This is a genomic window from Paraburkholderia sp. SEWSISQ10-3 4, from assembly GCF_030464785.1.
Taxonomy (GTDB): domain Bacteria; phylum Pseudomonadota; class Gammaproteobacteria; order Burkholderiales; family Burkholderiaceae; genus Paraburkholderia; species Paraburkholderia aspalathi.
Genome location: NZ_JALPRI010000003.1, coordinates 392,167 through 415,551 on the forward strand (window position 1 = coordinate 392,167; position 23,385 = coordinate 415,551).

20 protein-coding genes are annotated in these 23,385 nt (G+C 60.1%); 10 read left to right on the plus strand and 10 right to left on the minus strand.

What is annotated here, in order from left to right; translation table 11 throughout:
* The first annotated feature begins 12 nt into the window (after positions 1–12).
* Genes M0D68_RS10310 through M0D68_RS10335 form a run of 6 tightly spaced genes read left to right on the plus strand, consistent with a single transcriptional unit; the run spans position 13 to position 6,567 of the window.
* Positions 13–846 (plus strand): branched-chain amino acid ABC transporter permease, encoded by an 834-nt coding sequence (locus M0D68_RS10310; protein WP_200621766.1) that lies wholly within the window; start codon positions 13–15, stop codon positions 844–846.
* The gene (locus tag M0D68_RS10315) at positions 839–2,701 is read left to right on the plus strand and encodes an ATP-binding cassette domain-containing protein (protein WP_200621767.1); all 1,863 of its coding nucleotides are present in this window, start codon (positions 839–841) and stop codon (positions 2,699–2,701) included. Before M0D68_RS10310 ends, M0D68_RS10315 begins: the two co-directional genes overlap by 8 nt.
* Positions 2,698–3,405: an ABC transporter ATP-binding protein gene (locus tag M0D68_RS10320; protein WP_200621768.1), complete on the plus strand. Its 708-nt coding sequence runs from the start codon at positions 2,698–2,700 to the stop codon at positions 3,403–3,405. The genes M0D68_RS10315 and M0D68_RS10320 overlap by 4 nt, the downstream gene beginning before the upstream one ends.
* 35 nt (positions 3,406–3,440) lie before the next feature.
* Positions 3,441–4,742, plus strand: coding sequence for an amidase (locus tag M0D68_RS10325; RefSeq protein ID WP_200621769.1), 1,302 nt, complete (start codon positions 3,441–3,443; stop codon positions 4,740–4,742).
* A 32-nt stretch (positions 4,743–4,774) separates the two neighbouring features.
* Positions 4,775–5,950, plus strand: coding sequence for a transporter substrate-binding domain-containing protein (locus M0D68_RS10330; protein WP_093633179.1), 1,176 nt, complete (start codon positions 4,775–4,777; stop codon positions 5,948–5,950).
* On the plus strand, positions 5,947–6,567 hold the full coding sequence (locus tag M0D68_RS10335; RefSeq protein ID WP_200621770.1) for an ANTAR domain-containing response regulator: 621 nt from the start codon (positions 5,947–5,949) through the stop codon (positions 6,565–6,567). The genes M0D68_RS10330 and M0D68_RS10335 overlap by 4 nt, the downstream gene beginning before the upstream one ends.
* A gap of 10 nt (positions 6,568–6,577) precedes the next feature.
* On the opposite strand, the gene M0D68_RS10340 is transcribed toward M0D68_RS10335, so the two are convergent.
* The 4 genes from M0D68_RS10340 to M0D68_RS10355 form a co-directional block, all read right to left on the minus strand.
* Complete coding sequence (locus tag M0D68_RS10340; RefSeq protein WP_093633177.1) at positions 6,578–7,024, minus strand: SRPBCC family protein; 447 nt, start codon at positions 7,022–7,024, stop codon at positions 6,578–6,580.
* 125 nt (positions 7,025–7,149) lie between these two features.
* Positions 7,150–8,553 carry a GGDEF domain-containing protein gene (locus M0D68_RS10345; RefSeq protein WP_200621771.1) on the minus strand — a complete coding sequence of 468 codons (1,404 nt, stop codon included), beginning with the start codon at positions 8,551–8,553 and terminating at the stop codon, positions 7,150–7,152.
* 270 nt (positions 8,554–8,823) lie between these two features.
* The gene (locus tag M0D68_RS10350; protein ID WP_200653693.1) at positions 8,824–9,468 is read right to left on the minus strand and encodes a transcriptional regulator; all 645 of its coding nucleotides are present in this window, start codon (positions 9,466–9,468) and stop codon (positions 8,824–8,826) included.
* A gap of 144 nt (positions 9,469–9,612) precedes the next feature.
* Positions 9,613–10,584, minus strand: a complete 972-nt coding sequence (locus tag M0D68_RS10355) for an ornithine cyclodeaminase family protein (RefSeq protein ID WP_200621779.1) — start codon at positions 10,582–10,584, stop codon at positions 9,613–9,615.
* Positions 10,585–10,824: 240 nt separating this feature from the next.
* On the opposite strand from M0D68_RS10355, the gene M0D68_RS10360 reads away from it, so the two are divergent.
* Together M0D68_RS10360 and M0D68_RS10365 are read left to right on the plus strand one after the other, a co-directional pair.
* Positions 10,825–11,613 (plus strand): ABC transporter substrate-binding protein, encoded by a 789-nt coding sequence (locus M0D68_RS10360; RefSeq protein WP_200621773.1) that lies wholly within the window; start codon positions 10,825–10,827, stop codon positions 11,611–11,613.
* 64 nt (positions 11,614–11,677) lie between these two features.
* Positions 11,678–12,919, plus strand: coding sequence for an FAD-binding oxidoreductase (locus M0D68_RS10365; protein ID WP_200621774.1), 1,242 nt, complete (start codon positions 11,678–11,680; stop codon positions 12,917–12,919).
* A gap of 171 nt (positions 12,920–13,090) precedes the next feature.
* On the opposite strand, the gene M0D68_RS10370 is transcribed toward M0D68_RS10365, so the two are convergent.
* The 5 genes from M0D68_RS10370 to M0D68_RS10390 all read right to left on the minus strand — a co-directional run bounded on the left by M0D68_RS10370 (position 13,091) and on the right by M0D68_RS10390 (position 18,189).
* A complete protein-coding gene (locus tag M0D68_RS10370; RefSeq protein WP_234487069.1) occupies positions 13,091–14,050 on the minus strand; it encodes an alpha/beta fold hydrolase in 960 nt (319 codons plus the stop codon).
* Positions 14,051–14,095: 45 nt separating this feature from the next.
* A complete protein-coding gene (locus tag M0D68_RS10375; RefSeq protein ID WP_200621776.1) occupies positions 14,096–15,397 on the minus strand; it encodes a UDP-N-acetylglucosamine 1-carboxyvinyltransferase in 1,302 nt (433 codons plus the stop codon).
* Between the two features lie 162 nt (positions 15,398–15,559).
* The gene (locus M0D68_RS10380; protein ID WP_200621780.1) at positions 15,560–16,561 is read right to left on the minus strand and encodes an NADP-dependent oxidoreductase; all 1,002 of its coding nucleotides are present in this window, start codon (positions 16,559–16,561) and stop codon (positions 15,560–15,562) included.
* Positions 16,562–16,654: 93 nt separating this feature from the next.
* Complete coding sequence (locus M0D68_RS10385) at positions 16,655–17,464, minus strand: oxidoreductase (RefSeq protein WP_200621781.1); 810 nt, start codon at positions 17,462–17,464, stop codon at positions 16,655–16,657.
* Between the two features lie 116 nt (positions 17,465–17,580).
* A complete protein-coding gene (locus M0D68_RS10390; RefSeq protein WP_200573809.1) occupies positions 17,581–18,189 on the minus strand; it encodes a TetR/AcrR family transcriptional regulator in 609 nt (202 codons plus the stop codon).
* A gap of 433 nt (positions 18,190–18,622) precedes the next feature.
* Between M0D68_RS10390 and M0D68_RS10395 the strand changes: the two genes are divergently transcribed.
* Together M0D68_RS10395 and M0D68_RS10400 are read left to right on the plus strand one after the other, a co-directional pair.
* A complete protein-coding gene (locus M0D68_RS10395; RefSeq protein WP_266224225.1) occupies positions 18,623–20,179 on the plus strand; it encodes a methyl-accepting chemotaxis protein in 1,557 nt (518 codons plus the stop codon).
* 143 nt (positions 20,180–20,322) lie between these two features.
* Positions 20,323–21,420, plus strand: coding sequence for a beta-propeller fold lactonase family protein (locus tag M0D68_RS10400; RefSeq protein WP_200621778.1), 1,098 nt, complete (start codon positions 20,323–20,325; stop codon positions 21,418–21,420).
* A 700-nt stretch (positions 21,421–22,120) separates the two neighbouring features.
* Here M0D68_RS10400 and M0D68_RS10405 read toward each other — a convergent pair.
* Entirely contained in the window at positions 22,121–23,365 is a 1,245-nt protein-coding gene (locus M0D68_RS10405) for a M20 aminoacylase family protein (RefSeq protein ID WP_200621782.1), read from the minus strand.
* Between the last annotated feature and the right edge of the window lie 20 nt (positions 23,366–23,385).

Consider the following 23,385-nt stretch of genomic DNA (forward strand, 5'->3'; position numbering starts at 1 on the left):
CCGGAGAAGACAATGGTTCTGGCACTCGACATTTTCACAACCGCGGCGGTGCTGTTCATCGTGACCGCAGGGTTGATGGTGATTTTCGGCGTGATGAAAATCGTCAATTTCGCCAACGGTGCGCTACTAACAATAGGCGCATACGCGAGCTTCGTCGTGACGCAACTCAAACTGAGTCCATGGCTCGGACTGCCGCTCGCGGTCGTGGTGGGTACCGTCGTGGGCATGCTCGTCGAGCAGGTGATCGTGCGCCCGCTCTACAAGCGCCCACTCGACGCGATCCTTGCTACCTGGGGTCTCGGCATCGTGATTGGGCAGCTCATCGTGATGACCTTCGGCCGCGAGGCGCAATTCGTGGAGACGCCGCTCAAAGGAGCCGTCACCATCGGTGGGACCGATTACTCGGCCTATCGTTTGCTGCTGATCCCGATCGCACTCGGTCTGTGCATTCTCATGACCGCGCTGCTCACGGGAACGCGCTTCGGCATCAAGACGCGCGCGGTGATCATGAATGAGGATCTGGCGCGAGGGCTCGGCATTCATTCCGGCCGCATCCGTTTTATCACCTTCAGTCTGGGCGCTGCGCTCGGTTCGCTCGCCGGCACGCTCATTACGCCGCTGTCGAGCGTCGACCCTGATATGGGACTGCCGTGGCTGGTGAGCGCGTTCATGCTGGTCATGGTTTCAGGACATTCGATGCTCAGTTTGCTGGTGACGTGCCTCGTATTCGGCGCTTGCCAGGTGCTGGTCAGCACGTTCGTCAGTCCGGTGCTGGGCGGATTGACTATCGCGGTGCTGGCAGCGCTCACGCTGCGCATTCGTCCCAAGGGGTTCTCTCATGGTTAAAGTCGACGCATCGCCACATGGAGCCGGAGATCAAGCTGTACAAAACGATGAGCGGGTAAGCAACGGACGAACGATTCACGGACGCGGTCTGCTCGTGGCCGGCGGCCTAGCCGTCGTGCTGCTGGCCGCGGGTCCGCTTGTCTTCGGCCCGTATCTGCTCAACGTCCTCATTCAGGCCTTCTTCTTTTCGATCGTGGCCGTGACCGTGGATATTCTTTGGGGGTACACCGGGTATCTGACGTTCGGGCAATCGGCGTTCTTCGGTCTGGGCGCCTATGCCGCGGGTCTTGTCTTTACACACGGCGGCTTTTCGGCGGGTTATGTGGCGCTTGCCGTGGGAGCGGCGATCGCGGTGACCGCGGCCGTGGCCGCATTGCTCGGCTGGCTGTCGTTCTATCGCGGTGCGTCGCCGTTCTTCGCGACGGTGATGTCGCTCGTATTGCCGATCGTTCTCAGCCAGTTGCTGCTCTCCGGCGGCGCGTGGACGGGCTCGAGTTCGGGACTCACCGGCTATGAGACCTTCGATCTTTCGCTGCAGGCCTGGTACTGGCTCGCCGGCGCTGCGCTGCTGGCTGTTGCATCGATTGCGTGGCTATTTGTTCGTAGCGACGGCGGCCGCGTGCTGGCTGCTATCCGCGACAACGAATCACGCTGCGCATATCTCGGCATCAATACGTCGCTCGTCAAGATCGTCTTGCTGGTTGCAACCGCGGCCATCGCCGGCGTTGCCGGATTTGGCTACGGATCGTTTAGCGGCGTGGTCGCGCCTGAGCTGGCCGGGTTTGTCCTCGGCACCCAACTGATTATCTGGGTCGCGCTCGGCGGCCGGGGAACGTTGTGGGGGCCGGTGATCGGCGCGCTTCTGATCAATGTCGGGACCGCCTATCTCAGCGGCAGCATGCCGTTCGCGTGGCAACTGATTCTGGGTGCTGCATTCGTCGCCGTGATTGTGCTGTTGCCGCAAGGTTTGGTGCCGCTGTTGCTCAAGCCATTGCGCCATCTGGCGGGTCACGGCGCCGAACCGGATCTGGTTGAGCGCGACGTCGGCGTAGCTCATGAACGGGCGCTATCAGTGCCAGCGCTGCAGATGAACGGTGTCGCCAAACATTACGGCAGCCTGAAAGTGTTGCAAGGCATCGATCTGAACGCCGATGGCGGTGAACTGGTTGGCCTCATCGGCCCGAACGGCGCCGGTAAAACGACGCTTATGCGCTGCATGAGCGACGGCGCGGAACGTTCTGCCGGCACGGTCACGCTGTGTGGCAACGATGTCCGGCAATTGCCGCCGGACCGATGTGTGCATTTCGGCTTGGGGCGCAAGTTCCAGAACGCAAATATCTTCGAGACGCTTACCGTTGCGGAGTGCCTGAGAATCGCCGGCACCATCATCGAGCGGCCATCGCTCCTGCGACGCTCCACGACGCTTGCACTGCCTCCCTATGCGCTGGAGGTGCTGCGTACCACCCATCTCGATCAGAGGCTGGGCGCTGTCGCGAAGGATCTTTCGCATGGCCAACAGCAGGCGTTGGAACTGGCGATGGTGCTCGCACTGGAGCCGCGTATCGTACTGCTCGACGAGCCCACGGCAGGCTTGACCAAAACGGAGCGCACGCAAATCGGCAATGTGCTCGCCGCGTTGGCTCACCAGTATCGGCTTTGTTGTCTGCTGGTGGAGCACGACCTCGACTTCGTGGCCGAAATTGCCACGCGTATTGTGGTCCTGCATCAGGGGCGCATCGTGATGCAAGGCAACTTCGACGAAGTCGTCAACTCGGAGCTGGTCAGAACGATTTATGCCGGGACTGCGCAAAGCGCCGCGGCAGGCGAAAACGTCGGACAACGGGAGGCGTCATGAGCCAGATTGCGCTGGAGTTGCAGGACGTGACGAGCGGATACAAGGCTTCGGTCGTGCTGCGCAAGCTCTCGATGACCGTTGCCGACGGCGAGGCCGTCGCGCTGCTCGGCAAGAACGGCATGGGCAAGACGACGGTGCTCAAGACGATCATGGGCTATCTGCCGAAGAAAGCCGGCGCCATCCGTGCGCGCGGGCAAGATATCACGCGTATGGCGCCTCATCAGATCGCGCGCGAGGGCATTGCTTACGCGCCGCAGGAACATGCATTGTTTCAGGACCTCACCATTCGCGACAATCTGCGTCTTGGGCTCCAGAAGGCGTCGGCGTTCGACGAACGCTTTGCCGCGATCGAGCCCGTGTTCCCGGTATTCGCAAGTCGCCTGAAGCAGTTGGCCGGCACGCTTTCCGGCGGCGAACAGAAGATGCTGCTGGTGGCGCGCGCGCTCATGATGCGTCCTTCGCTCATTTTGCTCGACGAGATTACGGAAGGGTTGCAACCGTCCGTGATCGACCGTCTCGGCGACGCACTGCTATGGGAACGCAGCCAGCACGGCACGACGCTGCTGCTGGTAGAGCAGAATGTTCCCTTTGCGCTGAAGGTTGCCGACCGCTACGCGGTACTCAAGCAAGGCGAGATCCTCGAGCATGGCAACGCGAAAGATGAAGCAGCGGTAGGATCGATCTTCGAACACCTGCGTGTGTAAGTAACATTCAGGACGACCATGACGATAGGCGGCACATGACGAACGCAAACTCTTTTTATCGACCCCGCTCAGGATTGGACCTGCTCGAGCAAACCGCCAGCGACCCGCGCGAGCGCGAACGTGCCGTTCTCGAGTCCTTTGCGCGCATCGAGGAAGTCGAGCCCGAGGTGAGGGCGATGACGGCCGTCGCGCAGCGGGAACCGGCATTGACCTCGGCCGCCGGTGCAACAGGTCCGTTGGCTGGCATACCGATCGCGGTGAAAGATATCTTCGACACGAGCGACCTGGTCACCGGCTATGGCTCGCCAATTTACGAAGGCCATCAGCCGAAGTCCGATGCCGCGATTGTGACGTTGGTGCGGCGTAACGGCGGCATTGTCATCGGCAAGACCGTCACCAGTGAATTCGCCTACATGACGCCGCCAGTGACGCGCAATCCGTGCGACCTGACGCGTACCCCTGGCGGATCGTCATCCGGGTCGGCTGCCGCAGTGGCAGCCGGCATCGTGCCTTTCGCGATCGGCACGCAGACTGGCGGCTCGACCATTCGGCCCGCTTCGTTCTGCGGCATCGCCGGCTACAAGCCCACACTCGGCATGTTGCCGACCGTCGGCATGAAGTGCTTCTCGTGGTCGTTCGATACGGTCGGCTTGTTCGGCGCCGGTGTGCGTGACGTGGCTTACTTCGCACAGGCCCTGTCGGGCCGGTCGCTTGCCTTGAGCGGCGTGACGGCTGGCCCGGTGTTCGGCGTGCCGGACAGCTACCCATGGACCGCGCCGTCAGCGAATGCGAGTGACGTACTCGACAGAGCGGTGCGCGCCATCGAGCAGGCGGGAGGGCGCGTGCGGCGTGTGCGTTTCGCGCCGTGGATGGCCGACCTGGTCGCCGCGCACAACACCATCCAGAGCTATGAGGCGTATCAGTCGTTGGGCTTCGAGTACGATCATCATCGTACCGATCTATCGCCGATGCTCGCCGGTTTTCTTGATCGTGCAGCGAGGGTCGATACCGCAACCTACATCGAGGCATGTGTGCTCGCGGAACAGGCGAAGGCGAGGCTTGCTGAACTATTCGACGGCATCACCGGCTTGCTGACACCGAGTGCGCCCGACGAAGCGCCCGAGGGCCACGCGTCAACGGGCGACCCCGCGTTCAATCGCAATTGGACCTTGCTCGGTTGCCCGTGCGTGAACGTGCCGGGATTGAGGGGCGCACGAGGCGCCCCGATCGGCGTGCAGGTGATCTGCCGCCCTTGGGACGACGCCCGATGCCTCGACGCCGCCGCATTTGCCGAGCAGGCGATCGCGGCAGCAGTGGGACGTTTTCCCGCGACCTGAGCAACGAGGAAGCGATGCAAGGAGGAGACGAAATGGAGGCGAGCTCGCGACAGCCGGCCAATCCGGCGCCCGCGGACGATGGTTGGCGTATCGGCGTGTTGTACTCGCGTACGGGCGTGACCTCAGCGACCGGGTCGGAGCATTTTTTCGGCACCGTGCTCGCGATCGAGGAAGTCAACGCGGCCGGCGGCGTGGGCGGGCGCCTGCTCGACCCCGTTGTTTACGATCCGAAGAGCGATCCTGACGAATATCGCCGGCTCGCCACGCGGATGCTGCAGGAAGACGACGTGACCGTGATTTTCGGCTGTTCGACTTCGTCGAGCCGAAAGGCGGTTTTGCCGGTGATCGAACGCACCAACGCATTGCTCTGGTACTGCTCGATCTATGAAGGGTTTGAGTATTCGCCGAACGTGATCTACACCGGCGGGGTACCGAACCAGAACAGCATGCAACTGGCCGCTTATCTACTGCGCAATCACGGCCGCCGTTTTTTTCTGGTTGGCGCCGACTACATCTATCCGCGAGAATCGAATCGGATCATGCGCGACATGGTCGAGCAGCATGGCGGCGAAATCGTGGAAGAACTCTATCTGCCGAGCGATGCGGATCCAGCGGCGCTGGAAGAAGTGGTGCGGCAGATCAAGGACATCGCGCCCGATGTGGTGTTCTCCACGCTGATCGGGCGAGGTGCGCGCGACTTTTATCGGCTGTATCGCGAGCACGGTATCGACCCCGCACAGATTCCGATCGCAAGCTTGACAATGACCGAGGGCGAAACGCGGATGATCGGCTCCGAACTGTGTGGCAGCCACATCGTCTCGGCGAGTTACGTCAACACGCTGAACCTCGCGAGTAACCAGCGCTTTCTGAAATCATGGCATGCGCGATTCGGAGATCAACCGGCCAGCATGTGGTCGGAGATGGCGTATAACCAGGTGCATCTGTTTGCGCTGGCGCTGGCCCGTACCGGAAGTCTCGATACGGCCAGACTGGTGGAGGCGGTACACGAAGTCGAATTCGATTCGCCAGAGGGAGTGCTGAAAATCGATCCGGAGAACAATCACGCGATACTGACGCCGCGCATTGCCGTGTGCAGGCCGGACGGCTCGTTCGATATCGTCTGGGAGGGCCGAGGTCCGGTCAAACCCGATCCCTATCTGACGACGTACGGATTCGCGGAATTCTGGCTCGACGGAGAATCGGCATGAGCACGGGGGCCCGTCGTCTGTTCGACGATCTACGCACGCTGCGCGTCCTCGTGATTCATCCGCCGGGCGAGGATCGCATTGTTCTGGAAGAGCAGTTGCGCCGCATCGGCTGCCAGGTGCACGTGCTCTGGCCGTTTCCCTCGCAACTGCCCGCCGATGTCGACGCGATTTTCTTTCTCGTCGGCCCCGAAACTCGCAGCGCGGGCAATTGGTGCGCAGCCGATACCGAAGCCACGTTGATCGCGTTATCCGACTACGAGAATCCAACGGCTCTAAAAATGCTGGTGGACACGCAGGCGCATGGCGTCATCACCAAGCCCTACCGGTCTACGGGCATTCTTAGCACCCTGGTGCTCGCGCGTGCGTCTTCAGGCTACCAGCAGCGCTTGCACAGCAAGGTCTCCAAGCTCGAGGAAGCGATCAAGGCGCGACGCCACATCGAGAAGGCCATCCGCATCCTCATGGAGGCGCACCAGCTCAGCGAGAGTAACGCATACGAGCACATGCGCTCGAGAGCGACAAGTCTCCGGGTCACGGTGAGCGAGATCGCCACATTGGTGATCGATGCCCATGAGGCAATGGAAAAGCTCGGCCTTGGCAAGGGACCAAAGCCTTGAGCCTCACACGCTAGTCAGGGATCACCGGCTCGACCAGCTTCGCCAACTGAACCAGCGACTCCTGCCAGCCGAGGTAGCACATCTCCACTGGAATGACCTCGGGCACACCCTCCTGCACAATCGTGAGCTCGGTTCCGCAGGACACCGCCCGCAAGGAAATAGTGACGTCCATCTGGCCGGGCAGGTTGGGGTTGTCGAAACGGTCCGAGTAGCGGATCTTCTCGAACGGCACCAGTTCGATGTATTCGCCGCCGAACGAGTGACCATTGCCGGTGCCGAAGTTACGGAAGGACATCTTGTGAGTGCCACCCACGCGTGCATCCATGTGGTGGACCTGACAGGTGAACCCATAGGGAGGAAGCCACTTAGCGATCGCATCGGGTTCGAGGAAGGCCCGATAGATGCGTTCGGGAGTAGCGTTCAAGACGCGATGGAGACGGATTGTTCCGGTAGTCATGGTGTGCTGGTCCTTCACTGGAGAAGTTGAACATACCCCTACGACGATCCGACGACGCCGGTATCGACATAGGGTAAGACCAGGAAAAACCCGTAGGTGGCAAAGAGCATCACCTGTTATCGCTTCTATCCCGCCACAACACGGTTACGGCCATCGTGCTTGGCCCGGTAAAGGCGTTCATCGGCGACGCGTAAGAGGGTGTCGATCGTGTCGCCGTCGCGGCCGAACTCGGAGACGCCGACACTGACGGTAACGGCGACGGTCCGCCCGGTTCCGGTATAGAACTCCTCGGTCGCTACGGCGCCCCGAACGCGCTCGGCGATCGAACGTGCCACGTCCAGCGCGGCTCTAGGCAGCAGCACCATAAACTCTTCGCCACCCACTCGCGCCACGCCGTCATAGGGCCGAATGGCATCAAGGCATTTCTGCACGAATCGCTGCAATACCTCGTCACCCACCTGATGACCGTAGTTGTCGTTGATCAATTTGAAGTGGTCGAGATCCAGCGCCAGCAACGAGAACGGTGCGCCACCTCGCCTCGCGCGTGCGATTTCGGCCTCCACTCGCTGGATAAACTCGCGCCGGTTCGCGGCACCCGTCAGCGGATCGGTCGCGGCGAGGTGCTCGAGCTTGTGATTGGTGCGTTGGAGTTCCTGCAGCGCGCTTTCCGTGCGTGCCATCGCTTCGGCGAGGCGAGCCATCAGTTCTTCCTGGCTGTAGATCGTCGAAAAGGAGCGCGTCGTGCGAAACGCCTGAACGACGCCATAGCTCAGCAGGAAAAAGCCCGCGGCGAAGATCGCGTGTGCCAGCCACCACATATGATTCCACGGCTTGCCGAGAATGAATGCGAGCGACGCCAGCGCGAAGAAGGTGATGGAGATGCCGTAGACCACCATCAGCGGCGAGCGAATGCGACGCAGCATCAGCACCGTGACGTTCAGCGTCGAGAAGACGAGCGCCCCGCCTTCCATGGATAGCCGCACGGCGAGGTTGCCCGCGATGGGCGAGTTTGCAATGACTCCGACGACCAGGTCGATCACGACGAACACGGCGATCCACGTTAGCCACGGGCGCGGATTCGAGCGCTCTTTGAGCGCGTCCGGCGCGCGGTGGTACGAGAGAAGCCCAACCAGCAGCAGCACCGACATCACCAGACGCGATGCGGGTCCGTAGAGCAGGAATAGCCAGATATTGTGGTGAGCCATGCCGGTGAACGCGCCGTGCAGCGCATAGACCAGCACAAAGCCCAGGAAACCCAAAGTCAGCCACCGCAACAGCGGTTCACCCGACGACAGATAACAACGCCAGGTCACATAGGTGACGAACAGCCCCTCGAGCGTTGCCGCTGCAATCGCGATTTCGTGGAAGCCGTGGTTTTCGAACTTCAGGCTTGGGTCTTGAAAGAAAGCCAGATAGGCAATCAGGTAGGCGGGAAGGAGCGCAAAGCCAATGACCAGCAAACCCGAGTAGATTTTGGTCACGATCCCAATGAGGCGAGGCGGCTCTTCGATTGAAATTGTCGTGCTCATGTGCCCGTCTCCGGCAATACTACGGTGGTTTTTCGTATTGCCGAGCGATTGAGGCTTGGATCAGCCGACTCGGACACGACACCATGCGGTTATGCTTGGCCAAACATACCGCGTAGCGGACTACCTTAAGACAATTGAAAGTATAGCGGACTGCGATTTGAATCGGTGGTATATCGGTCGTGCAATTAGCGCCTGATATATCGTGCCGTTGTCTTCTGAAAATATCAGAGGCCGCAGTCGGCGGTCGCCAGCCGTTAAATCCGATTCAGCCTAGGCTGCGGCGCCGCGTAAATCCCTTATATGCTGATATACAGTCGCACGGCCCATGCCCAGAACGTTGGCAACATAGTTAGCCGCGCTCTTTCCTTTGAAGGCTCCTTCTTCCCACAGCGCCTCGACAAGTTCGCGACGGTGTTCCCGGGTCAGGGAGTTGAGTGCCAGCTGGCGTTCCTGAAGCCATGCATGGAGAAACGTGTTGATGCGTTCCTGCCAGTCGTCCTTGAACAGCTCCTCAGGCTGCTTCACCAGACCTGCGCCCGACACCACGCGATCGATGACATGTTTCATGTCCTCAAAGACGGCGATGTTGTAATTGACGCACATCACGCCGACAGCCGCGCCTGCGTCGTCAAAGAGCACCGTGCTGACACAGCGCATTCGTCTGCCATCCCAATTGATCTTTTCGTACGGACCGATCGTGCCTGACTGCGCTGAATGATCAATCTCTTCCAGCGCCGATTCGTCGCCCAGCTCACGCTTTGACAGGTTGTTTGCAATGTACGCGATCGTCTGGCTATGCAGGTCATGAATGACGATCTCGACGTACGGAAAGAAGAGCAGCGCAATACCGTCGGCGACACGGCCGTAGCGATCCAGCAAAAGCCGGCGCGCGGGTGTGATCTTAGTCTTTCGCATAGGGAAGCATGAGATTTTTCGGTTTGGCCGAGTCTGCCGGCGTGTGCGTCAATGTGCAACGCATGTTCGTGCGATGCACTATTTTGCCACGGGCAATATTCACCTCTGTTTGCGGCAACCCACGCACCGCCGCATCGGTCTGGTTCAACCGATCGGTTGCCCGCTCACGTGCCTGAACAACGCGTAGGCGATCGCTACATCTTCCAGTCCGAGTCCGATTGAGCGAAAGAAAACGTGCCGCCGCCAGGAGGGTTTCCTGGCTCTGCCGGATACGAGTTCGGGCAAATCGCCCAGAACGCTTTCTGGTGACCAGTCATGCAGTTGCGCCGCCAGTTTCATTTCACCTGCGTTGGCGGGCGTGGTTCGCCGGTAGTCGCAATAGACGTCCATGTCTTGAATCCACGCCGGTGGAATTTCATGCGCATTGGCGACATTCGTGCTGATCGACGTGATGAGTGCTGGCTTAGTCAGCAGGTTGTCCGACAGTACAGGCGTGCCTGAGGATGTGCACAAGGCGATCACGTCGGCATCGCGCACACACTCATCGAGGTGGGTGCAAATCCGCACGCGTTCATCAAGGGCGGCGACCTCCGCGCGCTTTGCCTCGTTGCTCGCAAGCTCGGGTGAAAACACATTGATCGAGGCCCACGCTCGCAGCGGTGCAAGGTGACGCAAATGCGCCTGCCCCACGGCACCCGCGCCGACGATGGCGAGCCGGCGTGCGTCGGGCGCCGCAAGGTGTTCCACCGCAAGTGCCGTTGCGCCGGCTGTGCGTTCGTTGGTGAGCAGACCCGCATCGCACCACATCAAAGGTTGCCCCGTTTCCATGGACATCAGTGCGGTCCATGCCGTAATGACCGGTTTCGCTTCGGTCACGATGTACGGAGACATCTTTGCTCCGAATACCTTGGCGTCCGCCAGGACCCCTAAGTACGTAATGAAATCGCCAGCCCCTTGTGGAAACGGGGTGAAGGTCTGGGGCGGCTGCACCGCGGAGTCGTTGGCAAGCGAGAGAAACATGCGTGTCAACGCGCCGCGCACGTCGAGGTGGGACAGTGCTTTACGCACCGCGTCCTGCTGGACGATCAACGGGAATTCTTTGTCTGTGCTGCTCATGGGCCTGCTCTCCACATCGTTGCCGGCTAGCGGCGTCAGCCCAATTCTAAAGTCAAAAAGTCCAGTCTGGACTTTTATTTTGAAAATCACTTGCATTTGTGAGTGTCCAGAATAGACTGTCATTCCAGAACGAGTGTGAGAACAGGCCTTTCTGGCACCTCATGCATCTTCTCGAGGTCGCGCCGTCAGTTACCGCCCCGTGCCCTAATTTTGTGAACCCCAATTTCATAGGGAACCATCATGCGTCTGAAGCTTTCACTCTCACTTTTCGTCGCTGCTGCTTTAATCGGTTCGGTTGGCACTGTCAGCGCCGAGACTCAAAGCACCTTGCGCTTCGGCATCGAGGCCGCGTATCCGCCGTTCGAAAGCAAGTCGCCGACGGGGCAATTGCAGGGATTCGACGTCGACGTCGGCAACGCGGTCTGCGCGAAGATGGGCGTGAAATGCGAGTGGGTGGAGAATTCGTTCGACGGATTGATTCCCGCATTGCAGGCGCGCAAATTCGATGTCATCAATTCCGCGATGAATATTACGGACAAGCGCAAACAGTCCATCGATTTCACGCCGCCGATCTACGTGGTGCCGATCGTGATGGTGGCGAAGCGCGGTTCCCCCTTGTTGCCGGATGTGAAGAGCCTGCAGGGCAAGCGCGTCGGCGTCCTGCAGGGATCGTCGCAGGAAGATTTCCTTAAGCGCCACTGGGCGAATGCCGGTGTATCGATCGTTTCGTATCAGGACCAGGATCAGGTGTACGCCGACCTCGTTGCCGGACGCCTGGATGCCGCCGTCCAGGAAGCGCAGACTGTTGAGGATGGTTTCCTGAACAAGCCGTCAGGCCATGACTATGCGATTGTCGGCCAGCCACTCAGCGATCCGGCAACGCTTGGCGAAGGCACGGGCTTTGGCTTGCGCAAGGGCGACAAGGCGCTGGCCGGAAAGATCGATGCCGCGCTCGCCGCGCTAAAGAAAGACGGCACGCTCAGCAACCTGTCGCAGAAGTATTTCAAGCGCGACATCATCGCGAAGTAACCGGTTCATGACCCGATGCGAGCCGATTCGCATCGGGATCCGAAATGAACATTCGAGCGGGCTTATGGATTTCGATGTGATCGTGTTGGGAGCCGGGATTGTCGGCGTGTCGTCCGCGCTGCATCTGCAGGATCGCGGTCGCCGCGTGGGGCTTGTCGATCGGCGCGGCCCCGGCGAAGAGACCAGTTTCGGCAATGCCGGGCTGATCGAAAGCTCGTCGGTGGTTCCCTACGGCTTTCCGCGCGATCTCGGTACGCTTCTGCGCTACCTGCGCAATCGGTCGACCGATCTTTACTGGGACTACAAGGCGCTGCCGTCTTTTGCGACGTGGCTCGCGCGATTCTGGTGGGAGTCGTCTCCTGAGCGGCTCGAGGCTGCCGCGCACGACATGTTGCCGTTGATCCGGCGCAGCGTTGCCGAGCACGATGTGCTGATCGCGCGTGCCGGCCTTCAAAGCCTCGCGCACGACGGTGGCTGGATCGAGGCATTTCGCACGCGCTCGGAATATGAACGGCAGGCATCGGCCGCCGAAGTCACGGCGAGGACATACGGACTGCGCGTGGTGCCGTGCGACGCCGATGCACTGATGGCGCGCGAACCGGGTATCGCGTCGGGTTTTAGCGGCGCATTGCATTGGCAGGACCCGAAGAGCATCTCCAATCCGGGTGCGCTGACGAAGGGCTATGCGCGGCTGTTCGACGAGGGCGGCGGCGCGCTGCTCACTGGCGAAGTGGTCACGGTGCGTCAGGAAGCCGATGCATGGACTGTGCAGACATCGCAAGGCAGGATCAGCGCCAAAGAGGTGGTTGTAGCGCTCGGCCCTTGGTCCGACAAGGTTTTTGAACCGCTCGGATATCGGATACCGCTACGGGCAAAACGCGGCTACCACATGCACTACGAGGCGACGAAATCGATGCTCTCGATACCGCTGGTCGACACGGAAAAAGGGTATGTGGTCGCGCCCATGCAAGGTCGCTTGCGGCTGACCACCGGCGTAGAAATCGCCCGACGCGATGCGCCACCGACGAGCGTTCAACTGGACCGCGCGGAAGCCCTTGCCCGGCCGATATTCGGTCTAGGCCGCCGCCTCGATGACGCGCCATGGCTCGGGTTGCGGCCGTGTACACCTGACATGCGGCCTGTCATTGGGCGCGCACCTCGCCATCGAGGGTTGTGGTTCTCGTTCGGGCATAACCATCACGGATTGACGCTCGGTCCCGTGACAGGCCGTTTGCTCGCGGAAATGATGACGGGTGGCGAGCCTATTACCGATCCCCATCCGTTCCGTCCCGAGCGATTCCGATAGGGGGCCGTAGCGGACCCGCTTCATCGATAAGTCACTGCGTCACGAATCATCGCGTATCGGGTATGCGAACAACCGGAACGTACTTGAAACGGGGCTGGCGAAGGTTTCGGAATTCCTCGCGAGGTTCTGATCGCTGTAGGCTGCACGCGATCGAGCCGGGCAGCGCGCTGCCTACAGTCCCTTCAGGAACGCAACCAGCAACTCGCTCACTTCCGCCGAACGCTCGCGCTGAATCCAATGACCCGCGCCGTCGAGAATATGGCATCCGCGCAGTCCGGGCAGTACGCGTGCCAGATTTGCGATACGGGCCTGCGCGCCCGGAAACTTAAGGACGTCATCTTCCGCGCCGGCAAAGAATAGCGATGGCTGCCGGATCACGCAGCCTCGCCACGCGGCCATGAGTTCCGACGAGCGCCGAATGCTGCGATACCAGTTCAGGCCGCCTCTGAAGCCGGTGCGCGCGAATTCGCCCGCCACGTAAGCGATTTCTTCGCTGCTCAGCCAGGCTGGCAGCGTCTCGGGGTCCACTGTGTTGTCGAGAAAACTTGTGCCGGGCGCGAGTATGCCCGCCACCACGTGGTCGGGCCCATCGCCCGACATGCTGAACATGACGCGTCGAATGGTGGCTTCGGGATCAGCTTCGAACTCGCGCTCAGCTACGCCGGGTGTCTGGAAATACTGCATGTAGAACGTTTGCACGCCTTGCCGCTCCAGCGCACTGAGCAAGTCCTCCCGCGCAGGCGGATGGAACGGCACGCTCATGCCGACGACGGCACGGAACAGATCCGGCCGCAACATCGCCGCGTTCCAGGCCACCGGCGCGCCCCAGTCGTGGCCGACGATCACCGCCTCACTCTCGCCGAGAACATTGACGAGCTCGACCATGTCGCCGACGAGATGCAGCATCGTGTACGACTCCGCGTCCGGCGGCGCATCGGTGCCGCCATAGCCACGCATGTCAGGTGCGACGGCGCGGAACCCGGCGGCTGACAGCGCCGCCAACTGGTGCCGCCAGGCGTACCAGGATTCCGGAAATCCATGACATAGCAGCACCAGCGGGCCGCTGCCCTGGCTGGCCACACGCATGCGCAGTGCACCGACCTGCAGTGTCTCGAGGCGAAGTTCGTGCAAGGTTTGCTCCATGATGTTCGGGTTCTGGCGGATCGCCTTAGACGATCATTCGCTGCTGGTCCATTCCACGCGCGCGCCCACCGAGCGCAGGTTTTCCACAAAATTGGGGTGTGCACGGCGGATTGGCAGCGCATTGGTGATTTCCGAGCGCCCCTCGATACTTGCGGCGACCATGAGCAGCGCAATCGCCACGCGAATGATGTACGGACTCTCGACCTTCGCGGGACTTAACCGAAGTCCGCCGAACGTGATCAAACGATGAGGGTCTGACAGGAACACGTGCGCACCGAACTTGGAGAGTTCAACGGACCAGCCCATCGCGCCGTCATAGACCTTGTTCCAGAACATCGCGCTGCCTTCTGCCTTCACGCCAAGCGCGATGAAGATGGGGAGCAGATCGACGGGCAGATACGGCCAGGGCGCCGCTTCCACCTTGGTGAGGATGTTCTGCGTGAAAGGCCGGCGCACTCGTAACGGACCCTCCCGAACGGCATGCGACCAGCCATCACGATGCTCCACCTGCACGCCGAACTTCGCGAAGGTTCGGTCGATCAGTGGGAACTGATCGGGCGCGCTGTTTTTGACCTTGATGTCGCCCCCGGTGATTGCGCCAAGCGCGAGAAAGGTCGCGATTTCGTGGAAATCCTCGCTGAACCGGAACTCGCCGCCGCCGAGTTTATGGCCGCCTTCCACGCTCAGGCGCGATGTGCCAATGCCGTCGATTGGCACACCCAGCATTGCCAGAAAACGGCAAAACTCCTGCACATGCGGTTCCGATGCTGCATTGACCAAGGTCGACGTACCGTTGGCCGACGCCGCGCAAAGCACGAAATTCTCGGTGGTGGTGACCGACGCGTAGTCCAGCCAATGATGATTCGCCGCCATTTGAGTGCTCGCGCGCACGATCAGCGAGTCGGTGGTGCGCTCAATGCCCGCGCCGAAGCGCTCGAACACCTCAACGTGCGGATCGATCTCACGTACGCCCAACGTGCAGCCCTTCACGTCGTTCTCGAGACGTGCAACGCCGAAACGCGCCAGCAGCGGCGGCACCAGCATGATCGAAGAGCGCATCTCCTCGGGCAGCCTGTGCGCGACGGGATCGAAGGACGTGGCGTGATGATGCAAATCGAGAATGCCGGTAGCAAAGTCCATCGACACATTGCTGCCGAGCGTGCGAAAGATATCGAGGATCTTCCTGACGTCGGTAATCTCGGGTACGCCGATGAGACGCAGTGGCTGGTCGGTCAGCAGCGTGGCGCAAAGGATAGGCAGGACAGCGTTCTTGTTGGCGGATGGCACGATCTCGCCGCGTAACGGGAGGCCGCCATGTACGATCAGGTTCGACATGTTCGGGAGAGAGCTGGTGGATTGAGAAGCGAGGCCACTATCATGCCACTGGATGGCATGCGGAGGATGTTTCGGGATTCCGGAGCCGTTTTTTTCTTGTCGCTGCTTAAAGCGAACTATCCAGCATCTCCCGGCCAATGGCTCGCGACCGGTCCAGGCCGTCTAATGGATCTTGATGACAACCTTACCCTTTACACGCCCGGTTTCGACGTAAGCCATGGCCTCATTGGTGGCCGCAAACGGGAAGATTCGATCGATCACCGGCCGTATGGACCCTGCATCGATTAGTGCTGCGATCCGGCTCAGTTGGTCTCCGCTGGCGCGCATGAACACAAATGAATAGCTGACGTCATGACGTTTTGCGGTTTTCCGGATGCGATAGCTCAAAAGACGCATCACCGTTTTCAGGAACCACGAAGCGCCCATCTCTTTGGCAAAGTCGGGATCGGGCGGTCCCGCGATTCCGATGAGTTTGCCACCTGGTTTGAGCACGCGCAGTGACTTCTTGAGCGTATCGCCGCCCTGCGTGTCGAGCACGAGATCGTAGCCATTCAGGATGTCAGCAAAGTCGTCTTTTTTGTAATCGATGACGATATCCGCACCGAGTTGCTTCACCAGTTCAGCATTGCGCGCGCTCGTTGTCGTTGCGACGGTCGCGCCGACATGTTTCGCCAGTTGAATGGCAAATGTGCCGACGCCGCCGGAGCCTGCATGGATCAGCACTTTCTGCCCTTTCTTGAGTTGTCCTTTTTCGATTAGCGCCTGCCACGCGGTCAAGCCTACCAGCGGGATCGAGGCTGCTTCCTCCATGGCGAGTGATTTGGGCTTCAACGCCACGCCGTCTTCTTTGACCGCAATGAATTCCGCGAAAGTGCCGATGCGATCTTTGTGCGGTCGGGCATAGACCTCATCGCCTGGCTTGAATTGCCGAACGCGCGATCCAACGCGGACGACCACCCCGGACAGATCGTTACCCAGAATCAGCGGCAAACGATAAGGCAGAATAAGCTTGAACTCGCCGTCCCGGATTTTGGCATCGAGCGGATTCACGCCCGCGGCGTGGATCTGGATCAATACGTCGTCCTCGCGCAACTCCGGGACCGGCATTTCGCCGGCTCGCAAGTCATTCTTGCGTCCGTATCGATCGACAACAAAAGCTTTCATCATGTTTCCTTGTACGTTTCTCGTTGAGTCAGAGTGCTTCGCGGGGAGTAGGGGATGCAGCGTTCCAGATCGATCGCAACGCAGTCATGCCGTTCAAGTTTGAAGTCGCAGGTCTTTGCGAATACCGGCATCCACAAGGCCGGCGGGCGCAAACCTGCGCAGCAATCGCAGACGGGCGGCGAGTCCACCGGCTGTATAGCGAAGTTTCGGGCGAGCCGCGATGGCGGCCTGCAGTACGGTCTCGGCCACGACCTCCGGACCGTCAGCGCTCTCGACAACCTCTTTCACACGCCTCGCGATGGCCGTGCGTATCTCAAGGTAGTCGTCGAGGGGAACGTCCGGCTCCATGAAGTTCGCGTCGAAAGGCGTCTTGATGTAGGCGGGCTCAATGACGGAGACCCGGATGCCCATTGTGCGCAACTCATGATCGAGCGATTCCGAATAGCCTGCGACCGCATGCTTGGTGGCGGAATACAGCGCCATATAGGGCATGGGCAAGAAGCCCAGCACCGAACCAATATTGATGATGCGGCCGCTGCCTTGTTGCCGCATTTGGGGCAGCACGGCGCGCGTCATGCGAACGATCCCGAAGAAGTTCGTATCGAAGATCGCACGAGCCTGGTCAATCGAACTCTCTTCCGCAGCAGCAGGCGCCACGCCGAAACCAGCGTTGTTCACCAGCAGGTCGATGCGGCCGTGCAGGCGCAGTACTTCCTTGACGGCAGCTTCGACGGATTCATCGCTAGTCACGTCCAGTGGCAGCATCCCGAACGTCCGCTGGCCGGCCTGTGCGCCGCGCCGGCTGGTGCCGTAGACCTTGTATCCAGCCTTCGCGAGCCGCTTGGCGGTGGCTTCGCCGATTCCTGACGAGGCGCCCGTCACGAGCGCTATTCCAGTTTCCATGATGTCCTTCCGATGTTGAGGGATGTCTTCAGGTGCTTGCGTGAGTGTTTGTCTTGCTAAAATATGACGTTCATCATATTTTCGATCCAACAAAAACCGGCACCGGGCCGGTGGACTTACGCGTCAGTAGGCGCGAGTTTTTTCAATGCGGCTTCAAGAAAATCTTCCGACAGTTTCGGGTCGTCGACGGCGCGCGCCAGCACCATCGTGCCAACCATGGTGGCCGCCGTGACAAGCGCCTGCTCGTGCGCGCCCGGCTGACCCCAATCGGGCAACTGGCGCGCAATGACATCGATCATCTCCTTGATGCGGCGGGTGGCTGCGCGCCGCACGACCGGCGCCTGGCGCGGCATCTCGGAACCAAGGGCGGAGACAGGGCAGCCATTCTCTATGTCTTCGCAATGCTCCTTCGACAGATAGGCGCGCACCATCGACGGCAATGCATCCTCTGGCGGGACCGAGGCGGCGATATGTTCGGACAGGGCTACGGCTTCAGCACCGGCGCGGTCAGCCGCTTCGGCAAGCAGCACCTCGCGCGATGGGAAATGGGCATAGAAGCCGCCATGCGTCAGGCCGGCCTCCTTCATGATGTCGGCCACGCCTGTGCCGTCGTACCCGCTGCGCCGGATTGCGCGCGCGGCAACTTCGACGATGCGCTCGTGCGTGATTTCTTTGCGGCTGGCAGCCTTACGATTGATTGATGGCGTTTTCATGATGACCATCATATAACATTTCGACGCAATTTGCTGGGCGAGACCATGTCGATGACGGTCAATGTTCGTCAGACTGCGCTGAGCAGTGCAACCAGCTTCGGCGTCTTGGCTGTAAAGATAATGAGTGCGTGGGCGCGTTGCTTCGTTTGCGATATCGGTGATCGCGGGAGGCCTGATAGATATATGACGTCTTATAAATGGGATCTCGTCTGCTATCGCGCTGAAAGGAATTGAAATTTAGCGAAAGGGGAAAATTTGGGTGAATACGCATCAAAGAATTTCTACAAAGGGTCAATTCATCTTGTATGATGACGTATCTCGAAATGAATCTGCACGACGCCACGCGGCGCAGCGGTCTGTACGGCAATCTTGCGAGCTGGACGGCTCAGGTTTTGCGTTGTTTATGTCGTAAACAAACGAACAATGGTTAACTGGATCGGTAGGCATGCGTAATCTCACAATAAGAAACAGTCTCCTTGCCGTTCTCGTGCTTTTCGCGGGCATGATTCTGATCGGCGGCGTAGTGGGGGTGCTGGCGCTTGGCCGTTCTAACGACAACGCTCGGCGTCTGCACGATATCGCCAGCCAGGAAGTGCTGGTCAACGATGCCTATAAAGACTCCACACGCACCCGCGCGGCACTGACGCGTGCGTATTCCGCATTGAAAGAGCGCAATGACGAAGCGACCCGCGACTCGGCGCTCAAAAGTGCCGCCACGACGTTGGAGCGTGCGGACCGTGAAACCAAGATGTTTCGTGATGCAGATAAATTTGCGGGCCAGGACGACGAGCTGAAGGAGAAACTTTTCGATTCTTCCAATGCTCTAGCCACGATTCTGCATGCCGCGTTCGACGCCTTGCAGCGGGGCGATACGAATGCATACGTATCGATCAACGACAAAGACATCACGCAGGCCGGCGTCGCCTATTCGGCCAATGTCGAGAAGTTCCAGAAGCTCGCTGAAGCACTTGCCCAGGATTCCGCCGCGCAAGGTGATCGTGAATACACCTGGGTTGTCACGATGGTGGCGGCGGGGGTGGCGCTGGCCCTTGCATTGATCGTCGCCGCGCATTTCGCTTTGCGCAAGATCGTGGTCCGTCCGCTGCAGGTTGCCTCTGAGTTGCTCAACCGTATCGCAGGAAGCGACCTTACCGTATCGATTCCGGAAGGCGGCAGGAGCGAGCTGGGGCAGCTGTTTACAGCGATGTCGCAGATGCAGACGGGCCTCGCGAAGACAGTGTCGAATGTGCGCGTGAACTGTGAAGCCATCCACGGTGGTGCGCGTGAGATCGCTGCCGGCAACCTCGATTTGTCGAGTAGAACCGAGCAGCAGTCTGCATCGCTCGAAGAAACGGCGGCCAGCATGGAAGAGCTGACGTCGACCGTCAAACAGAACGCCGACCATGCCCGCCAGGCGAGCAAGCTCGCCGCCAACGCGGCGGACGTCGCACAGCGAGGTGGCAACGTCGTGCAGCAGGCTGTGCAAACGATGACGGCAATCACGGCCAGCTCGAACAAGATTGCCGAGATCACGGGCATGATCAACAGCATCGCATTTCAAACCAACATTCTGGCCTTGAATGCGGCGGTCGAATCCGCGCGAGCAGGGGAGCAGGGCCGCGGTTTTGCGGTTGTCGCCGGTGAGGTGCGCACGCTCGCGCAGCGCAGCGCTGCCGCGGCACAGGAGATCAAAACGCTGATCGCCGCGTCCGTCAACGATATCCGTGATGGCAATGAACTCGTTGTTCAGGCCGGGCAGACCATGGGTGAGATTGTGGGCGCGGTGCAAGGCGTTGCCACCATCATGGCTGAGATTACTTCGGCGACCGTTGAGCAGAGCTCCGGCATCGAGCAGGTCGGGCAGGCCGTCAGCCAGATGGACCGGGTAACGCAGCAGAACGCCGCGCTAGTCGAGGAGGCCGCCGCTGCCGCGAGCGCACTTGAGCAGCAGGCGCAAGCGATGACGGATGCTGTTTCCGCATTCCGCCTCAATCGGGCTTAACCCGCATCCATATCCAGTAAAAGCATCGATCGCGCATGTGCCGGGGTGGCAATGCGCTGCCACCGGCCGTCGAAATTTTTTCGAAAAGACTGAGGCGGCCGATGCTGGATGTTCATATTCAACCATTTCAACGGAGTGTCACGATGAGCGTTAGGGCCACCCTGGTCGCAGCAGTTCTGTTTGCGGGTGCTTTGGGATCGGGCGTATCGCAGGCTGCTACGTATGCCTACGTATCGAATGCGGACAGTCAGGACATCTCTGTCTTCAGCCTCGACAAATCGAGCGGCTCACTTGCCGCAGTCGAGACAGTACCGGTTGGTGGCACCGTCATGCCGATGGCGCTTTCGCCCGACCATCTCCGGCTCTATGCAGGGTTACGCTCCAAGCCGTATAGCGTGGTGAGCTTCGCGGTCAATCCGCTCGACGGCCGGCTGATCGAACTGGGCAGGGCGCCGCTTGCGGAGAGCATGGCCTACGTATCGACGGATGCGAGCGGCCGCTACCTCTTTTCCGCGTCGTATGGCGGAAACCTTCTGGCGGTGAACCGTATCGCCGCAAATGGCGTGGCGGGTGATGTTCAGCAAACCGTCAAAACCGGCCCAATGGCTCACGCCATCCGCAATGCGCCCGACAATCGCTATGTCTTCGCATCGGTACTCGGCTCGGATGCTTGGTTGCGTCTGAAATTCGATGCGTCGAACGGTCAGTTGACCGAAGACGCCGCGCCCGCCTATTCGTTGCCTCCGAAGTCGGGGCCGCGTCACTTTGTGTTCTCGCCGGATCATCGCTTTGTCTATCTGATCGATGAGCTCGACGGCAAACTGCATGTGCTCGCCTTCGATGGCACGCATGACAAGGTCAAACCCGTTCAGACCGTTTCCATCCTGCCGCCCAATTTTTCCGGCGACAAGCCGTGGGGCGCGGATGTGCACGTCACACCAGACGGACGCTTCCTGTATGCGACTGAACGCACGTCCAACACGCTGGCTGTCTATCGGGTGAGCGCGAAATCGGGTGAGCTGACGCGCATCGGCACGTACCAGACGGAAAAGCAGCCGCGCGGATTCAATATCGATCCGTCGGGCAAGTATCTGCTTGCAGTCGGTCAGCTGTCGTCAAACATGAGCGCTTACCGCATTGATCGCGACTCCGGCGCACTGGCTTTGATTGGACAGTACCCTGTGGGTAAGGGCGCGAACTGGATTGAGATCGTTGAGTTCGAGGGATCAAACGGCAATTGAGCTTTGCGGATGAGGTTCCGCGCGACAGCGCAGCACTGTCGCGCGGAACGTCAACACGTTAGTCAATCCTGCGACTGCTTGCCGAAGAGCGCAGAGGTGGCTCTCCCGATGGCGTGTGCCCTGCGAGTCGCCAGCCGCCACAAACGGCCCACAGTCGCAAGAATGTCGAGGAACGGTGGCCCTGTCGTTGTCGGCGGGTCATCCTCTGAAATCATCGAAATGGCTGGCCGGCCGAAGTGGCCTTCCTGCATTGGAAGATTCCAGTACTCGTATGGGTACAACATCCGGGCGAAGCGAATACGTGCATCGCATCCGCTATCGTGCCATTCGCCGGTCGTTTCCCAACGCGTTGCCGACATAGGGCTCCGGGTTGGGTAGATCGCAGTACTTGCCACGCGGTCTTTGCTGCAATCGTCGATTGCAGGCAAGCCGGATGGGGCCAACTTTGGGCTTCTTTCGTCCATGTTCATCTCCGCTGGTGATGCCGATCACGGAGACGCCACAAACAAAAAAGGCCTCAACCGTATTGTCGGCGAGGCCTTTGAGCTGCGTTCCTGCTTATCTAACGCGCGTTGGCCTCCGATGGCATGCCCGAACGGACTGCCATGTGGCTTTGAAACGCGAAGGAGAAGAGGTTTAGCGTCAGCATGGGGTCAAGTTTCTTTGCAATTGGAACGCGTGTCAACACGTGTGTGTTGGGTCAAGCCGACAGTTCATTTTCCGCTGAGCCTGCTTTTGCCTTTGCGCCCGGATGGCCGAGATAGGCGTGCGCAAGCGCGACCCAGTACGACGTGCCAAGAGGCAGCAGCGCGTCGTTGAAGTCATAGCTCGCACTGTGCAACTGGCAGAGGCCGCTCGCTTGTCCGGGCAAGCGCGCCGAGCCGTCGCCGTTACCGATGAACGCATAGGCGCCGGGTTTGTGCAGCAGATAGAACGCGAAGTCCTCCGACGTCATGGTGCGTTCCACGTTTTCGTCCACGCTCGCGGCGCCTACCAGGTCGCGCATGATGTTGCCAGCGAGCGCGGCTTCCGCCGCGTGATTGACAAGCGCTGGGTAGATGCGCGTGAAATTGAACGTGAGCTCGATATCGAATGCAACGGCGATACCTTCCGCCACTGTGCGCATGCGGCTTTCTATCATGTCGAGCACATCGGCGCTGAAACTGCGTACGGTGCCGTTGAGCATAGCCTGCTCAGGGATGACGTTCACCGCGCTGCCAGCGTGAATTTGCGTGACTGACAACACAGCCGACTCGTTTGGATCGACGTTGCGCGACACGATCGTCTGCCAGGCTTGCGCGATCTGGACAGCGACCATGACAGGATCCGCACTACGATGTGGCTGCCCGGCATGCGAGCCGCGTCCGTTTATGCGCACTTCGAACGTGTTGCTCGACGCCATCAACGCACCCGGACGGATGCCGAAATTGCCCGCTGGCATGCCCGGCCAGTTGTGAACGCCAAACACGGCGTCCATTGGGCATCGGTTGAACAGGCCGTCCTCGATCATCAGACGCGCGCCGCCACCGCCTTCCTCTGCAGGCTGAAAGATGAAGTTTACGGTGCCGTCGAACTGTCGATGCTGGGAAAGATAGCGCGCCGCGCCGAGCAGCATGGCGGTATGTCCATCGTGGCCACACGCGTGCATCTTGCCCGCGTAACGCGACGCGTGCGCGAAGGTGTTCGCTTCGTGCATCGGCAGCGCATCCATGTCAGCGCGCAAACCAACGGAGCGCTCGCTCTTTCCGTGACGCAGAACACCGACAAGTCCATGCCCGCCGATCCCTCGAACGACCGGTATTCCCCAGTCGTCAAGAAGACTGGCGACATAGTCGGACGTCCACTGTTCTTCGAAACGGAGCTCGGGATTCGCATGGAGATGTCGCCGGATACGGATCAGTTCGGGTTCAAAGGCGATAATCGATTCGTCGTAAATCATTTTCAATTTTGATGAGATCTGTTTTT

What these genes read in the sequence shown, in the direction of transcription:
- M0D68_RS10380 (WP_200621780.1), bottom strand. Translation starts at nt 16,561, where the DNA reads ATGAAAGCTTTTGTTGTCGATCGATACGGACGCAAGAATGACTTGCGA.
- M0D68_RS10375 (WP_200621776.1), bottom strand. Translation starts at nt 15,397, where the DNA reads ATGTCGAACCTGATCGTACATGGCGGCCTCCCGTTACGCGGCGAGATC.
- M0D68_RS10355 (WP_200621779.1), bottom strand. Translation starts at nt 10,584, where the DNA reads ATGAGCAGCACAGACAAAGAATTCCCGTTGATCGTCCAGCAGGACGCG.
- M0D68_RS10350 (WP_200653693.1), bottom strand. Translation starts at nt 9,468, where the DNA reads ATGCGAAAGACTAAGATCACACCCGCGCGCCGGCTTTTGCTGGATCGC.
- M0D68_RS10310 (WP_200621766.1), top strand. Translation starts at nt 13, where the DNA reads ATGGTTCTGGCACTCGACATTTTCACAACCGCGGCGGTGCTGTTCATC.
- M0D68_RS10340 (WP_093633177.1), bottom strand. Translation starts at nt 7,024, where the DNA reads ATGACTACCGGAACAATCCGTCTCCATCGCGTCTTGAACGCTACTCCC.
- M0D68_RS10325 (WP_200621769.1), top strand. Translation starts at nt 3,441, where the DNA reads ATGACGAACGCAAACTCTTTTTATCGACCCCGCTCAGGATTGGACCTG.
- M0D68_RS10360 (WP_200621773.1), top strand. Translation starts at nt 10,825, where the DNA reads ATGCGTCTGAAGCTTTCACTCTCACTTTTCGTCGCTGCTGCTTTAATC.
- M0D68_RS10320 (WP_200621768.1), top strand. Translation starts at nt 2,698, where the DNA reads ATGAGCCAGATTGCGCTGGAGTTGCAGGACGTGACGAGCGGATACAAG.
- M0D68_RS10315 (WP_200621767.1), top strand. Translation starts at nt 839, where the DNA reads ATGGTTAAAGTCGACGCATCGCCACATGGAGCCGGAGATCAAGCTGTA.
- M0D68_RS10395 (WP_266224225.1), top strand. Translation starts at nt 18,623, where the DNA reads ATGCGTAATCTCACAATAAGAAACAGTCTCCTTGCCGTTCTCGTGCTT.
- M0D68_RS10330 (WP_093633179.1), top strand. Translation starts at nt 4,775, where the DNA reads ATGGAGGCGAGCTCGCGACAGCCGGCCAATCCGGCGCCCGCGGACGAT.
- M0D68_RS10390 (WP_200573809.1), bottom strand. Translation starts at nt 18,189, where the DNA reads ATGATGGTCATCATGAAAACGCCATCAATCAATCGTAAGGCTGCCAGC.
- M0D68_RS10400 (WP_200621778.1), top strand. Translation starts at nt 20,323, where the DNA reads ATGAGCGTTAGGGCCACCCTGGTCGCAGCAGTTCTGTTTGCGGGTGCT.
- M0D68_RS10385 (WP_200621781.1), bottom strand. Translation starts at nt 17,464, where the DNA reads ATGGAAACTGGAATAGCGCTCGTGACGGGCGCCTCGTCAGGAATCGGC.
- M0D68_RS10345 (WP_200621771.1), bottom strand. Translation starts at nt 8,553, where the DNA reads ATGAGCACGACAATTTCAATCGAAGAGCCGCCTCGCCTCATTGGGATC.
- M0D68_RS10335 (WP_200621770.1), top strand. Translation starts at nt 5,947, where the DNA reads ATGAGCACGGGGGCCCGTCGTCTGTTCGACGATCTACGCACGCTGCGC.
- M0D68_RS10365 (WP_200621774.1), top strand. Translation starts at nt 11,678, where the DNA reads ATGGATTTCGATGTGATCGTGTTGGGAGCCGGGATTGTCGGCGTGTCG.